Source organism: Candidatus Melainabacteria bacterium (assembly GCA_003963305.1).
In the GTDB taxonomy this organism is placed as follows: Bacteria; Cyanobacteriota; Vampirovibrionia; order Obscuribacterales; family Obscuribacteraceae; genus PALSA-1081.
In genome coordinates, this window is sequence record RXJR01000006.1 from 231945 (window position 1) to 247495 (window position 15551).

Below are 15551 nucleotides of genomic sequence, written 5' to 3' on the forward strand. Positions count from 1 at the left end.
AAATCGACGCTGGAGAACCCCAAGTGTTTCCGCCAACGCCAAATTGATTTTCCCGACATCATGACAGCCTTCTTAAGCCTAGGCTGATTTCAACTCATCATCATGGTGAGAGAAGGCAGCCACGTTCTCGTCTTCAGGAGTAGATGGCTTAGCTCCCAACTTATCCGCTAGCTCTTGAGCTTTATCAGCATTAAGCGGTGACTGATCTTTGGAGATTGTTTCCTGACCACGGTTCCCACTGTCTTCGTAACTCGTTTCCTCGTCACGGGTCTTCGTGTTCTCGGAACCCACCTTCGACAACTGATTCTTTTCGTCATCAAGAGTCTTCATTGCGTCACCAGACGTCAATTCAGTCAAAATCCCATCGAAATTTTGCCAGACATCGCGGCCCTGCTTGGACGACCCGAAAACAAAACCTAATAGGGCTCCCACACAAAACGATCTGAACATCACCTCTACCTCCAAATATATGTACTGGCATTTCGGGAACTAGCCTAGCGAGGTTGAGCCGCATGCTATGACCTTCTAACCTGCTCTGACGGCGCATTTTTGATGCAAAATGTTCCACACCCTGCGCCATCTTTGGGGTTTACCCCAGCCATTTGCCGAAAAAGCTAAGCTAGACTACTCTTGGAGCAGAGAGATGTTCCGAGGAAAACAATGAGGCTATCGCTGGCGCCCGCTAAACGCCTGCTTCCCGCCGGACTAAAAGTACACGGACGCGACGGACTCCTGTTCCAACGCCTGTTTTGGGGTGCCATGGCAGGCTGTCTGGCGACATTGCTCCTGGCAGAATCGCCCATCCTGGAATCGATGGAACTTAGCATGCTCGAGTGGCGGTACAAAGTGGCGGACAAGATCTCAACAATTTTTCCAAAGCAAAAGAAATCGCAAGATATATGTCTTGTGAATTTCGATGATTTATCGCAATTCGATATGGGTGTAGCGCGCTTCAACGACAGCGCCTCTCAGGAGAAGCTAGCAGAGGCACTCAAGGTAATTGAAAGCGGGCAACCGACGATGGTTGTGCTCGATCTTGACTTGCGAGGCGCCACCAATCCCGAACTCATCTCTACCATCAAGCGGTTTCGCAACGTCATAGTGGCACTGTTCGGCAGCCTCGAAGGAAGCACCGAATTGCCAGCCGCCGAATTTCTTTCACATGCAGCCTCATATGGTTATGACGAACTGATTCACGAGCAAAACGGGCTGGTCTGCCGCTTGCCCATAAATTATCGCGGCATCGACAATAATACTGAAGGATTCACAGCCGAAGGGCTGGCACCGGTTCCTTCGCTCACCGAGGCGGTGATCGACTACTATCGGCGCGTCAAAGGCGTCGGTCCGCCCAGCCAATTCTTTTCGGTCCCTTCAGACCAACCTTTATATATGAGTTACCGGCGCATCGATTATCCGACTATTTCCCTGCGAGATACGGTGCAGCCTGATTTCGACCCATCTATGTTTCGCGACCGCATCGTCATCGTCGGTTCGACGTTCACTCAACGTCACAATGATGTGAAGAAGAAGAGCCCGTTTCAAGAGTCCGTGCCGGACATAAACCTGCATGCCGACGCCATTTCTACACTCCTTAACGACGACGTGATTTACAGTTTTCCGAAAAATATCTCACACCACCTGTTGCTTCTTATTGGTGCCGCATTTGGTGCAGTTGCTTCCATTCTGCCGCTTGGCATGAGAACCGCGGCCTATCTGTTCACCTCAATGAGCCTGGTCGTAGTGGCTCAGCTGGCATTCCAGGTCTTCCATCTCGCTCTGCCGACCGCCTCACCACTGGCGGTGCTGACACTGGGATTCAGCCTGGGCACATTCATTTACCTGGACACGGACTTGAGGCAAAGAAACAGAGAGTTAGCCCAGGCACGCGAGTCGATGCAGGTGCGCGCCGAAGAGGAACGCCAGCGCATTGCTGAAGACTTGCATGACGAAACCCTGCCGGCGCTATCTTCCGTAGCGCGCATGGCCGATCGGCTCGCCCACGAGCTCGAAGACAATCCTGTGCCCAGTCTGATGCGTGAGAAGCTGGACCATGCTGTTGTTGAGATGCGTCGCGTTATAAACGATTTGCATCCGTCTGTTCTTGAGACCATGGGCTTCAAACCGGCCATCGAGAATCTTGTCGCCATTTGCGCCCGAGAGACGGGCATTGAAAGCAATTTCGAAGATGGAGATGGGCGCTCAGACTACAACATGACCAATTTCACCAAGCTGCAACTTTACAGAATCGTCCAGGAGAGTCTTAACAACGTCCAGAAACACTCGGGTGCCTCGATAGTAGAACTAAATATCCGTGAAAATGACGGTTATCTTTTCATCGTTGTGACGGACAATGGAAAAGGTATCAATTTTAAGGCTATTCGTAAGGATGCCCACGGGCTGCTCAACGTTCGCCAGAGAGCACAATTAGTTGGCGCTATAGTCGAATGGAAAAAGCCAGAAAAATATCCCACAGGAACCGAATTGAGGCTTAAGATACCAGTCGTAGAAACTCCAACCACGGGTGAAGCTTGATGACGATTATGATCGTTGATGATGAAGAAAGAGACAGAATGTGGCTTAAGAACCTTCTGGTTCAGAACTTTCCGTCGGATCAACCCATCCATGAAGCTCACGACGGGCAGCAAGCCGTTGACATGGCACTGAAAATCAAGCCCAATCTGGTCTTTCTCGACATCAAAATGCCGAACCTGTCGGGTATCAAAGCGGCAGAGGCGATTTTACAGAAGCTGCCGGAGACCGGCGTAATCATGCTCTCAAACTTTTCCGACGAGGTTTACGTCAGACAGTTATGGAAGATTGTGCCTCCAAACGGCGTTTTCGGTTACGTCCTCAAGAACGCCTCGAACGAGCAAGTCGTGGAAGCTGCAAAAGCCGTCATGTCCGGCGATTGCTGGATACATCCGGGTATCGCCCGCGTCATTCAACGCACCCAGAACCGCGCCACCAGTTTGACAAGCGCAGAATATGAAGCCCTGGTCTGCATCGCTCTGGGTATGACCGACCATGCCATCGCCAAACGACTCTATTTGACGGAGAAGGCGGTTCAATCACGCTTGAAGTCTTTATACGCAAAATTGGGAATTCCAGGTCGCGGCGAATCACACGAAAGTGAATTCAATCAGCGCTGCCGAGCCTGCTATGTCGCCACTCGCCGCGGATTAATCAACCAGACGGAGTTGGACGATTGGGAATCAAAACTCGACGAAAAGAAAGGGGGGCCTGCTCAGGTCTAGGTTAGATGAACACACTCAGGAAATGGACACCGATCTCATGCGCGCTGCTTTCCATAGCAGCATATTCCGTTGCCATTACCTGCGGTGCCGATGCGCAATCAGAGATGAAACCGATGCTCTCCAAAGTAGCACCGCATAGAGTGGCAAGCGCGATTCCATCTCCGCAATCGGGAATCAAGCTGATCGAATACATCTCTCAGCGCATGCACACACTCAAGGGGTCGTTGATTGCGGCAAAGACTGCCACATATTCGGCTGCCCCGCAAGAGAAAAGTCAGGGTCCAACCAATCCGATTCTGGCGCTCCGCCCGCCATCCAACAATTATATTGCAGGCAGAGAATTAGATCGAGACTCGAGCGCAGACAAAAGCTCAAACGAAGAGCAGAAGCGACGCAAAGCAGAAGAATCCCGAACAGACAAATCTGCAGCCGGCGACGATTTCTATGGCTATCAACCAGTAAATTCAGGACGTCGAGCCACCCTGGCTTCAGCCCAGACAAACGCGGCTAAGAAAGATTATCCTGCATCGACGCGAGAAAGAGACTCACAAGCTGCGGTTTTCGGAAGAATGGCAAATGGACCTCTAGCCAGGTCATTAGCCAATCTCGGCGGTGCCCTGCAGGGCGTGGACAACATTCAGCGCGCCGCTGAAGGGGGTAAAGACGTCGGACTCAAAATGAAGGCAAAAGCGCCTCGCGCCGAAGCGTCTTATCAAATTGCCAGCAACAAGACTGCGGCGGGTGTTTGGGAGCGAGGGCAGCTCATACCTCAACAAAGTGCAAGTAGTTCTGTAAATGCGAAGGAAGGTCGAGCCGGTAATGCAGCTGGTGCGGCAGGTGCCGGTGGAAGTGTCGTCGCTGATGCAGTCACACAAGAGCCGAAGGCACCGCCCATGCCACCAGCGTACTACCGCACGAACTATCAGCGCGTGCCCGGATCAATGATGAGCAAAGGCATCAGCATTGCTGCCGAGAGCGCACCAACGAGCTCGACTGCTGGCGCGAATATCCGCGATTACAGAACTGCGCCTACGACAATCGCGTCGGCAAACGTTCCATCTGCTTCACCGGTAATGGCGCCGGCGGCGCAAGGAGTGCTGATTCCACCACCACCTTCAGTCAGCGAAGCGGCTTCGAACAGCCACTTCAATGCCATACAAAAACAAAAAACAGAAATCGCGTTGCTTCCGCCCAATGTAATTACCGGTATCCCACTGGTTCGCCTGGGCAGCTCGGCGTTCGACGCCAACAGAGCGCTTACGTCGATCAAAGGCAATAAGCTCAAGCAACAATCGATCGGCGGCTGGACAGTATATGTATTGCATAAAGCCAACTCAGTCGATCCCGCCATGCAAGTTTATGTACGTCACGGTCTCGTAGAAGCTTTGAGGATTTTCGATAATGCATTTATAGCGCCGGATTTCGGAGTGCATTTAAATGACGACGTTTCCACAGTCAAAGCAAAGTTTGGTGAACCAGCATTCATGCAAGATGAGCCTGAATGCCCATCAGCGAAAAACTATGTGTACCCTATCAGCCAGGTGAGCTTCGAACTGACGAGAGCGAGCAATTCACCAAGTCCAAAAGTTGTCAGCGTGCTTATTTTCACGGTCAAATAAACGTTTTCATGCTCACTGAACGCATTCGCGGTCAATTAACAGCTTTCAAGTAGCCTAATTAATGCTCAGCAAACACGGGTGTCGCCTTGCAATTGGCGTTCGACTTGGGTTAGGATCAGTATATAGATAATCCAATTGCGAGCGCTTCTCAGCCCGTGCTTCAGACGTATCAGCCGCTTTATCTGAAGTACCGACCTCAGTCTCTGGCAGACCTGGTCGGTCAAAAATCTGTTGCGCAAACTTTGACCAACGCAATAGATCACAGTCGCATCTCCCATGCATATCTTTTCACCGGTCCAAGAGGAACAGGGAAAACCTCCTCGGCGCGAATTCTCGCCAAATCGCTCAATTGCGAAGCGGGTCCAACAGCCACGCCGTGCCTGACATGCGCATCGTGCCTGGAAATCAAAGCTGGCAACTCACCTTCTGTATTCGAGCTTGACGCCGCCTCGAACAACAGCGTAGACGACGCCCGCTCATTGATAGAGCGAGCCCCACTTGTGGCACAGGGCGGTCGTTACAAGCTCTATATCATCGACGAATGCCACATGCTCACGAAAGAAGCATTCAATGCCCTTCTGAAGACCATCGAAGAGCCACCACCGATGGTGGTATTCATTCTGGCAACGACGGAAGAGCACAAGGTTCCACCAACCATCATCAGCCGCTGCCAACGCTTGATGTTCAAACTGGTCAATCAGAAAGAACTGGTGGCACATTTGCGTCATATTTCGACGCTGGAAGAGATTAATATACTTGACGAAGCCCTGGAATTGATCGCCAGAAGATCCGGCGGAGGGCTTAGAGACGCGCTTGGTCTGCTCGATCAAGCCAGCCTGCTCTCCACGAAAGAAAAACCTGTAGAGGTTAACGACTTGCTGCTTCTTCTCGGCGCAGTACATGAAGATATACTGTTGCAAATCAGTACAGCCGTACAAAATCGGGATGGTCAGGCTGTTTTAGCTGCTGCGAACACTCTTCTCATGGAAGGTCGTGAGCCGGCAATTCTTGTACTGGAACTGGCGAAACACTTCCTGAATCTAACTAAAGCATCATATGTGAATGAGACAGGCAGCCTCACAGCAGAGTCGTTGAATACGTTGGTGCTGGGGTCACCTTCATACTTACAGGCGCTCGTTTCACAAGCCAAAAATTTTGACCGTGCCGAATTGGCATTGATGGTCGAGTATCTCGATAAGCTCGAACAGACGTGCAGGCGCTCCAGCCAGCCGGTTCTGAGCGTGGAGATGGGTTTACTGGCCCTGTGCCACCGACACGATATGACTTTTGTTCGAGATCTCGATGCCCGCCTCAAGACGCTCGAAAGTGTGATGGCTGACGACATCGCCCGGGGACCGGTAACAGGAGTGGCGCGACCAGCTGCGCCAGCCACTTCAAATGCAGGACCAACTTCACATGCAGCACCACCATCGGCCCCTCGACCGAACGTCGGCACTCACGCTGCTGTGCCATCGCACACGCAACCTCGAACCGAGAGTGCGCCGGCTCACGTTCAGTCAGACCACAGACCAAGCCCCAGTCACACTCCAGCAGCCGCTCATGCACCTGCTATGGGAACCCATGCTCATGGTGCCGCGGCCGACGCCCGCCCAAGTCACCAGTCATCGACACCAAAAGCGGTGCCGGGAAAATCCGAACGTCATACGGAGCACTCTGCTCCAGTTGAGAAGGCACCGGCTCCGACAACGACAGTTTCAAACAAAATCAATGAAATGATGGCAGCAGCCGGATTCGGAGCGCCATCGACAAGCAGTTTCAAAAGCGGCAGCGGAAGCAGCAGCAGCAGCAGCAGTAGCAGTAGTGGGGACAAAGCCAGGTCCTCAGGCTTTCCAGCGCCGGCAGCAAAAGTGCCGATGGAGGCTCCGCCGGGAGACAGCTCATACGACGACGTCGAACCCGAAGAGCAGACTAGAATTGCAACACCAGTAATACGCCCACCCGTGGAAGAACCCAGCCTGGAAGTGCTCGAAGCACAAGGCGACGTCATCGCCGAAATCGATGATTACGATATTCTTCCGAAGCCAATTTCAGCCCCTGCACAAGAACCACTACCTCTCGCAGCGCCTCCGATAAACACCCCACCCGCTTCTGCTTCAGAAGATGAAGAAGAGGAAGAGGAGGAGGAAGAAGAAGCACCAATTGAATCGGATGACTATGACGACGGAATTCCGCCAGCGCCTATTGTTGTTGAAGATCCGGCACTGAAATCTCAAGCCGCAGCAGCCCAACCGACGATAAACGAATCAACACCATCGCGGACAGCGGCAGCACCATCGGCGCCAGCCACCTCATCCGCACCAGCTGCGACACCACCATCGGGCGGTGAAGATATCGATCAATTCTGGTCTGAAGTAAAAGAGAACTTGCAGAAGCGCCACTTACCGACTTTCAGTATAGTCAGCGTTCATGCCTTTCCTGTCGCGCTGGACAACGGCGACTTAGTGCTCGGCGTGCGCAAAGAGTATTTCCAAAAGCAACTGGAAACCAAGATCGACCATCTGAAAGCCGCCTGTGCAGCCGCATCCGGACGCACAATGAATGTGCGCATAAAAGTCATTGCAGATAATGCCCCTGCCCCCGCAGCCGCATCCAAAGCTCCAGCAGCGCGTCCGAAAGAAACACGGTCAGCCCCGGCAGATTCAGAGGAAGGAGAGAGTAGGGCGCCAAACTCTCCTCCAGCTGCCAATCAAAGCACTGCGCAAAGTAGCTCCAATGCCAGGCAGCCTGAAGGGCAGAGCCCCGTTCGAACCTCACACTCAAGCCATATCGAGTCGCGCGTCGGCGGCAATCTGATTAATGAGGCTTATAAACTTTTTGAAGGACCAGGCTCCCGCCTGATCGGCTAAACAAGTTTCGAAGCTTCAGCAGTATTCTTCAGCGAATCTCGAAGCGAGCAGCGCTCAATTCAGACCCCGACTCCGCCTCTTGTGAATCGGCCCAACTGACCTCCACCGATGAAACATCAGCGTGCGCAGGACCTTCCTTGCACCAGTCAATTAACGCCTCCACGACGGCTCGGTCGCCAAGAGCACAAGCCTCCACAGACCCGTCCTTCAAATTACGCACCCAACCGCGAAGCCCAAGGGCGTCTGCCTTTTCGCGCGTGCTCCAGCGATAGCCAACGCCCTGCACTCGACCCTTTATCAGAAGTATTGCTTTTGCCATATGCCAAATATTGAACTGCTTTGGTCCAAAATCAGCAATAGATCCTTGGTGCAAACGATGCAATCCGTGGCATGAAACAGATAAGATATGGGGAGGGCTATACTTTCCATAGCACTCGTTTCCAGTCGGTCAATGAGCTGACGTGGAGACTTACTCGGACAACGCGCCATCGATGATGACAGACGACGGAACACAGACGAAAAATCAAGATAAAGAGCGCGTTATTGCGGCAATCGCCGCTTTGAAAGCACAAGGCTCGGACATTAATCCATACACCGTATCAGGCGAAGCGCAGGTTCCGAGATCGACGCTCTATCGCGATCCGGAGTTGATGGATTTAATTTATCGTGAACGCAATGGCGATGACAGCAGCCAGATGTCCAACGACGAAATCCAGAGCAAAATCGCTGAATTGGAAGAAGCCAACGAGGCGCTCAACGAACAAATCTGGGACCTCGAAAAACAGCTCGAAGCAATGACAAAAGCGAAGCAAGACGCTTACGTTCAGGGTTTTCAGGCAGGTATCGAAGAAGCGGCAAGACGACTCGCCGCCAGTACAAACGCCGAGACAACCGGGTCACGCCCGGCAATTCAGGTGGAAACGCCGGTTGACGAGGTGCAACCAGCCTCGCACACAGCCACAACATTTGAACCAACCCCGGTAGGCGTGGCCCTTGGCGAAGTCGATTATGAGTACAGCGACCCGACGATGTCGTCCTCGTCGGCATCGGCTCCGACTAGTTTGTCCTCATCGCCAGAGCCACCCGAATCTTCAACTGCAGCGGCACCAACTGCTCGAGTTATTGCAGAAAGCGGCAAGCAAACCTCAAAACCGATCGAAGAAAGCACCGGCGACTATGAACCACTCAGTGACAGTCACATAGCCGGCGACTTTCACTTCGATAACTCACTCATGGCTGACAATGAGGACAGTTACAGCATAGAAAACAAGTTATCTGCATCACCGCCGGAACCCAAACCTGCAACATTGACAGCTGAATTGCCCACCGTGCCCAATTCAAGCACAGCGGCTCAGGCAAAAGCAGCGAAAGATCCCGAAGAAACCGGCGAGCATGACATTTTCGACGACATCGAATCGTTGGTTAGCGAACAACGCGAAACGCCAGCGCCTGCGCCAGCATCGACCAAAGCAGCTGCCGATATGGACTTCAGCCTGGCCAGTGAAAACCCCGAACCAGAACCCCAGCCTCGCAAAAAGAAGAATTTTCCCGATATCGACTTTGGTCTATCATCCGAGCCTGAAACAAATGGCGGCGAACATCACCAGGAGGCGATGCCCGCAGGTGCAGTGCAGACCGCACCGCGCCCGCCCGAACCGCAGCCGGCAGCCGTGGCGGCAGCAGCGGAAGAAGGTGCTGTCAGCCAGCTAACGCGCGATCCGGAGGGCATTTACAACATCGCCCGGTCCGGCCCGACCGTCAGCAGTAGCGCCTACAACCCTCTGGTCGAGTTGTCCTGGAAAGATCTTCAGACCGTCTATAACTTCAGCGTTGCCTCTCTTAAGGACTACGCCAAACCGGGCTTTGGCAGCGAACCCGGCTCATTGGGCGGAACCAACTTTGCCGACTCCTCCACCCAGCAGCCCAAAGCCGCCCCACAGCCGAAACAACCGGCACCAAAGCATGAAGAGCGATATATGGAACCGCCCGACCCGATGGGTCAGGATCCACGGCGCACCGGAGATCGCTTGCAGGCGCTCTCAGACCCCCGCAATCTGCTCGACTCAGAACCAATCGTCGACCTTGATGCACTGGATATTTTCGACGATCTGGACGATTACGTCGATCTCGACAAAATCGAAGTTATTGAAGACGTGGTTGCCAAGCCCAAGGCAGAAGAGCCATCCATGGGCGGCGACGAGTTGCGAGAGCTGATTAAGGGTCGCATCAAACAAGCGGCAGAAATGCCCAACGAGCCAGCCACGCCGCGCATGACCACTCCGCCCCAGCAGGGCAAAGATGATGCCAAGGGCGCCGCACCAGCTGGTGGAGCGCGCAACAAGTTCATCGGCGGTGCCAAAGCCGGTCAAGAACCACCGCCGACCACTCCAAGCTTCGTAGTCAAGCAAATTCCTCCTGAAATTCGCAAAGCTTGCATGATTTTGGGTCTTAAACCAGAAGACGCTACACAAAAGTCGGTTATCGAAGCCTGGAAGAAACAGATTGCCTCACCAGGCGTCCATCCCGACCTGGGCGGCGATACCGAAGCAGCCGTCTACCTGAATACTGCGAAAGACCAGCTGGTTCGCTGGCTAGACCAGCAGGCGCCCAAACTTGGTAAGAAGTTCGGGCAGGCTAAACCAGAGCCCCCTCGTCCGCCCAAAAAAGACGACGACTGAGTGTAACGAAACCAGTGAAACCAAGAGACGTTTGCTTCCTCCGAAAGCGGCTCGGTGGATCAACCTGCTTATAATTGATGCGAATCAATCGCCGTGTAATTGGTATTTGATTCAGTCGATCCGCCCGGACTTTTGCCTCAACTGAGCAGTTGTTTAGAAGCGAATCGGCGAGCGTGGATTCCGAGGACTGCCAACGCAGCACGCTACAGACTCAAACCGCCCTCGGTTTGCAAAGGAAAAAAACTAATGGCCAAACCAGTGGTCGCAATCGTTGGTCGCCCCAACGTCGGCAAATCTACATTCTTCAATCGCTGCATCGGTGCTCGACACGCAATCGTCGACGACAGCCCCGGCGTCACACGTGACCGCCTCTATAGAGAAACCGACTGGGCTGGTCGCCAATTTCTGCTCGTAGATACAGGCGGCGTCATTCCCAATAGTTCCGAATCAATTCAAAACGAAGTCTTCGATCAAGTCACACTGGCGGTTGACGAAGCCGACGTAATCATTTTCATGGTCGATGGAAAAACAGGAATATCAGGCGCGGACGAAGAAGTGGCCAACCTTCTGCGCCGCAGCAAGAAGCCGATTATCGTAGCCGTGAACAAAATCGACGAGCCTAAAGAGCAGCCTAATGCCATGGAATTTTATGGACTTGGGCTCGGAGACCCGCATACACTCTCGGCTATGAGAGGAAGTGGTGGAGTCGGTGATTTGCTCGATAAGGTAGTGTCTCTATTTCCTCCCGAGACACGCAAATCCGTCGACCTGGACAATCTCTCACAAAATGGCGAAGCAGCCGAAGAAGAAGAGGAGCAAGGACCGCTCTCGCTCGCCATCGTGGGCAGACCAAACGTCGGTAAGTCTTCACTCGTAAATGTACTCGTAGGAACAAACCGCAGCATCGTCTCCAATGTGCCGGGCACCACGCGCGATGCTATTGACTCGCAAATAAAGTTTCAGGGGAAAGAATATATACTCGTCGACACCGCAGGAATTCGCCGAAAATCGCGGGTAGACTACGGCATTGAGGCATTTGCCGTAGTGCGTTCACTGCGAGCCCTGGAACGAGCAGATGTCGTAATTTTGATCTTAGATGCGACGCAAGAAATTTCAGACCAAGATCAAAAAATCGCCGGCAAAATCGACGAAGCAGGTAGAGCCTGCGTGATCGTCGTCAACAAGTGGGATTTAATCGACGAGAAAACTTCCAAGCTGATGAAACAGTTCACTGAAAACGTGCGCTCAGAGTTGCGCAGCATCGCCTTCTCGGAAGTTATTTTCACAAGCGCAATCAACAAGCAGCGCGTCACCAAGATTATCGAAGCAGCAGATCGCGCACACGCAATGACCAAGAAGCGAATTGGAACCGGGCTTCTCAACCAGATCGTCAATGAATCTGTGGCCCTCGTTCCACCACCGTCATCCAAACGAGGCAAGCGCTTAAAAGTGTATTACACGACGCAAGTATCGACCGCGCCACCAACATTCATACTGTTCGCCAATGACGACAAACTGATGACAAAAAATTATGAGGCGTATTTAGAAAGAAAGTTGAGAGAGGCGTTTGGTTTCGAAGGAACGCCGATTAGAATAGTGACCAGAGCAAAGAAAGACAATCGCTGAGAGGACGATTTTCGTGATAGGGGCGCTGCTGCTTATAATCTGTGGCTACGTCATGGGATCGATTCCTACGGGCTTCTGGCTGATCAAGGCTCTGAAAGGAATCGACATTCGTCAGTTCGGCAGCGGCTCGACAGGCGCCACCAACGTCTGGCGCGCGGCTGGTCCAGCAGCCGGAATCTTCACGTTTTTCTTCGACACGATCAAAGGCTACATTCCCGTAGCAGCGGCAGTCTATCTCGACACACACGGCTACGAATCGGAATGGGCTTTCGCCTACCCGCATCTGGTACCGTCTATAGTGGCAGCGGCGGCCCTTGTCGGCCACAGCAGATCCGTGTTTTTGAAATTCTCAGGCGGTAAGAGCGCCGCGACCGGACTGGGTACTCTTTTGGCTCTCAGCCCCATGGGTGGCTTATGCACTTTCCTGACCTGGATGCTTATTGTTAAACTGAGCGGATATATCTCTTTAGCATCGATACTGGGAGTTGGCTCGTGCCCATTCTGGTTTTATGCTTTCCACGCGTCAGTTCCCGCCATCGGCTATTGCATCTTCGGCTTTATCTACGTGACTTACAGGCACAAAGCGAACATACAACGTATGCTTAAAGGAACGGAACCTAAAATCACAGACAAGAAAAAAGTTGACACGACTGAAACATCAAGCAAGTTACCTGACACCACATCTAGCACTACCGAATCAACTACCTGACCATGAAAAAATCTGTTTCTAGAACTTCAATTGCTATCGCAATTCTCACGATCGCGCTTGGTTTACCAGGCATGGCGCTACCTGATGGAACGGCGAAATCCTCGACTGGAACGTCGAAATCCTCGACCGGAACGTCGAAATCCTCGTCCGGAACGGCAAAATCCTCGTCTGGAGCGGCAAAATCCGCCGCCACAGCAGAATCCAAGCCAGCCGGAAATTCTGGCAACGGCGCCCAGAAAGCCGCGGGCTCCAGCGCTGAAAGCAAATCGACAGCTACTAAAACTGCTGTCTCGGCAGCAAAACGAGCGGTCAATGCCGCGAAAGCAGCCGAATCAGCAGCGCAAGCTGCAGTTGCCGTTCATATGACGCCGGAAGAAACCGAAAATATCCGTATATACAAACAAGCAAACCGGGCCGTCGTAAACATCTCCAGCCAGACGACAGCCGAAGACGTCTACCTCAATCTCGTGCCCAAGGAAGGCTTCGGCTCGGGAACGATTATTTCAAGCGACGGATACATCCTCACCAACAACCACGTCATTAACGGAGCCACGAGCGTGCGTGTGACGCTCTTCGACGGCTCGAGCTATCCAGCCACACTGGTCGGCGACGATCCTCCTAACGACCTGGCTGTGATCAAAATCAACGTCCCGCCGGGCATGAAACTCACCACCATTGCCTTCGGTGACTCATCCAATCTGGAAGTCGGACGCCGCGTGCTCGCTATCGGTAATCCGTTCGGCTACGACAGAACAATGTCTTCGGGAATTATCTCAAGCCTCGGTCGAACGCTTAGAACCGAGAAAGGAAGATTGATCAAAGGCATAATTCAGACTGACGCCGCCATCAATCCCGGCAATTCAGGCGGTCCGCTGCTTAACTCAGCAGGACAGATGATTGGCATAACCACTGCAATCTTCAGCAATACAGGTTCTTCAACCGGCATCGGTCTGGCGATTCCCATCAATATAGCCAAACGAATTGTGCCCGAACTGATTGCCCACCACGGCGTCAGCCGTCCGGACCTGGGCATCGAACTGTACGAACGCACAGACAAGGGACTGAGAATTATCCGACTGGACCCGAACGGTCCGGCTGCAATTGCTGGATTGAGCGGTCCCAAACTGGTAATTTATAAGGACGGCGATTTTGTCTTCAGAAGCATAGATCGCAGTCTGGCTGACATTATCACCGGTATCGACGGTACTCCCGTCAAAACACTCGATGATTTGCTCTCATATGTAGAGCAGAAGAAAGCTGGTCAAGTGGTTACACTGACTGTATTGCGCTCAGGGAAGAGCGTCAAAATTCCAGTAAAATTGTCACTCGTAAGTTCAGCATAGGCTGCGGCCACGGAGAGAAAATTGTCAAGGATTCTCGTAATAGACGATGATCAAGCCATCGCCGAGTTGGTAAAAGTCAACCTGGAGCTGCTCGGGCATCAGGTCACTACAGCCAACGACGGTATCAAGGGATTGGCTCTCGCCCAACAGAATAGACCGGACCTGGTCGTACTCGACGTGATGATGCCTGACCTGGACGGTTTTACCGTCTGCCAGCGTCTTCGCCAGAACCCCACCACTCATCCGATCCCAGTTTTGATGCTCACCGCCCTCGGCATGACCAAAGACAAAGTGACAGGCTTTGATTCCGGCGCCGACGATTACCTGGTCAAACCTTTCGAAATTCCTGAACTGCAGGTGCGCATCAGAGCCCTGCTGCGCCGCTCCGGCTCCGTGCCGCAGTCGTCAACTCTGCCGGAAATTTTGCACGCAGGTGAAATAACGCTAATCCCAGAAAATCTGCAGGCGAAGGTAAAAGAGCGCATCGTCAAATTGACACCGACAGAGTTCGAAATTCTGCATTGCTTGATGCAACACCACGGTCAAACCGTTTCCACCGGCAAATTGCTGGAAGAAGTCTGGGGCTACTCGCCCGATGATGACGTGGATACAATCCGCGTACATATCAGACATTTGCGCACTCGTTTGGAAACATCAGATCGCAAATACATCAAAACAGTCTATGGCGGTGGCTACCAGCTCATTTCTGACGGATTCGAGAGAGCCGCCGGCGAAGCCTGAGCACCACCAGTAGTATCCGAACAGACACGGTGCAAACACTCACCGTGTCTTTATTTGTTGGTGCAATAAGTAAAGCCCCCAGTAAATGGCGGGAATGCTGATTACAGCTATCGAAATCGTCATGCCAACTTTCCAAATCTCGGGGCCAAAACTGCGCTGATCGCTGGACATACAAATATCCACTAAGGATCCCAGGCAGTAACACAAGTTCCAGAAGACCGGAAGCACCGTAAGGGCGAACAGATAGGCAATTGGCTCTACTAAATCTTCACCGCCAACCAGAACGTTAGCCTGCCTGATACAAAATGCGTACAAAACAAACGAGACTACTGTTGCCGCAACGATGAGCAGATTGTAGAAAAAGCGGCGCTGCTCCCACCATTTCCATATCTCGGTCCTGGTTACGTTCGGCCCGACCAGAGGCTGGAAAAGCCCAGAGGCTTCTCTATCTGCAGCAAAATTATTCTCGACCATAGGTTCATTGTATAGACTGCCGCTTAATTTCGCTCGCTCTCATCGAACCTCATCGCAAACGGCTCTGGCGCTGTCCTGAATGGCTCCAGCAACATCCTGAATGGCTCTAAGCCATCTTCCAGAGCGAACCAACTTTCGCAACACGTCGCTCGCTCAGGCTCTTGATGCATGCCACTATATGCAGTGACATGATAAAAAAAGAAGACGTATTGAAGTTTCAAGCAATATTACAAATTGCCG

Annotated in this window: 12 protein-coding genes; 9 read left to right on the top strand and 3 right to left on the bottom strand. The window is 52.6% G+C overall.

Annotated features, from left to right (window positions below; genetic code table 11):
* Positions 1–78: 78 nt before the first annotated feature.
* A complete protein-coding gene (locus EKK48_08640; GenBank protein RTL43802.1) occupies positions 79–450 on the bottom strand; it encodes a hypothetical protein in 372 nt (123 codons plus the stop codon).
* Between the two features lie 210 nt (positions 451–660).
* On the opposite strand from EKK48_08640, the gene EKK48_08645 reads away from it, so the two are divergent.
* The 4 genes from EKK48_08645 to dnaX all read left to right on the top strand — a co-directional run bounded on the left by EKK48_08645 (position 661) and on the right by dnaX (position 7740).
* Positions 661–2532, top strand: a complete 1872-nt coding sequence (locus tag EKK48_08645) for a CHASE2 domain-containing protein (protein ID RTL43803.1) — start codon at positions 661–663, stop codon at positions 2530–2532.
* Positions 2532–3254, top strand: a complete 723-nt coding sequence (locus tag EKK48_08650; GenBank protein ID RTL43804.1) for a response regulator transcription factor — start codon at positions 2532–2534, stop codon at positions 3252–3254. The genes EKK48_08645 and EKK48_08650 overlap by 1 nt, the downstream gene beginning before the upstream one ends.
* 5 nt (positions 3255–3259) lie before the next feature.
* Positions 3260–4873 carry a hypothetical protein gene (locus tag EKK48_08655; GenBank protein RTL43805.1) on the top strand — a complete coding sequence of 538 codons (1614 nt, stop codon included), beginning with the start codon at positions 3260–3262 and terminating at the stop codon, positions 4871–4873.
* Between the two features lie 122 nt (positions 4874–4995).
* The gene (gene dnaX / locus EKK48_08660) at positions 4996–7740 is read left to right on the top strand and encodes a DNA polymerase III subunit gamma/tau (GenBank protein RTL43806.1); all 2745 of its coding nucleotides are present in this window, start codon (positions 4996–4998) and stop codon (positions 7738–7740) included.
* A 28-nt stretch (positions 7741–7768) separates the two neighbouring features.
* Here the strand turns inward: dnaX and EKK48_08665 are convergent, their stop codons facing one another.
* Positions 7769–8059, bottom strand: coding sequence for an acylphosphatase (locus tag EKK48_08665; protein RTL43807.1), 291 nt, complete (start codon positions 8057–8059; stop codon positions 7769–7771).
* 142 nt (positions 8060–8201) lie between these two features.
* On the opposite strand from EKK48_08665, the gene EKK48_08670 reads away from it, so the two are divergent.
* From EKK48_08670 to EKK48_08690, 5 genes are all read left to right on the top strand, one after another.
* A complete protein-coding gene (locus EKK48_08670; protein RTL43808.1) occupies positions 8202–10418 on the top strand; it encodes a hypothetical protein in 2217 nt (738 codons plus the stop codon).
* Positions 10419–10664: 246 nt separating this feature from the next.
* Positions 10665–12044, top strand: a complete 1380-nt coding sequence (locus tag EKK48_08675; protein RTL43809.1) for a ribosome biogenesis GTPase Der — start codon at positions 10665–10667, stop codon at positions 12042–12044.
* Between the two features lie 52 nt (positions 12045–12096).
* A complete protein-coding gene (gene plsY, locus EKK48_08680) occupies positions 12097–12753 on the top strand; it encodes a glycerol-3-phosphate 1-O-acyltransferase (GenBank protein RTL43810.1) in 657 nt (218 codons plus the stop codon).
* A gap of 362 nt (positions 12754–13115) precedes the next feature.
* Positions 13116–14096 (top strand): trypsin-like serine protease, encoded by a 981-nt coding sequence (locus tag EKK48_08685; protein RTL43852.1) that lies wholly within the window; start codon positions 13116–13118, stop codon positions 14094–14096.
* Between the two features lie 21 nt (positions 14097–14117).
* Positions 14118–14837, top strand: coding sequence for a response regulator transcription factor (locus EKK48_08690; protein RTL43811.1), 720 nt, complete (start codon positions 14118–14120; stop codon positions 14835–14837).
* A 39-nt stretch (positions 14838–14876) separates the two neighbouring features.
* On the opposite strand, the gene EKK48_08695 is transcribed toward EKK48_08690, so the two are convergent.
* Positions 14877–15311 (bottom strand): hypothetical protein, encoded by a 435-nt coding sequence (locus tag EKK48_08695; GenBank protein ID RTL43812.1) that lies wholly within the window; start codon positions 15309–15311, stop codon positions 14877–14879.
* Positions 15312–15551 lie beyond the last annotated feature (240 nt).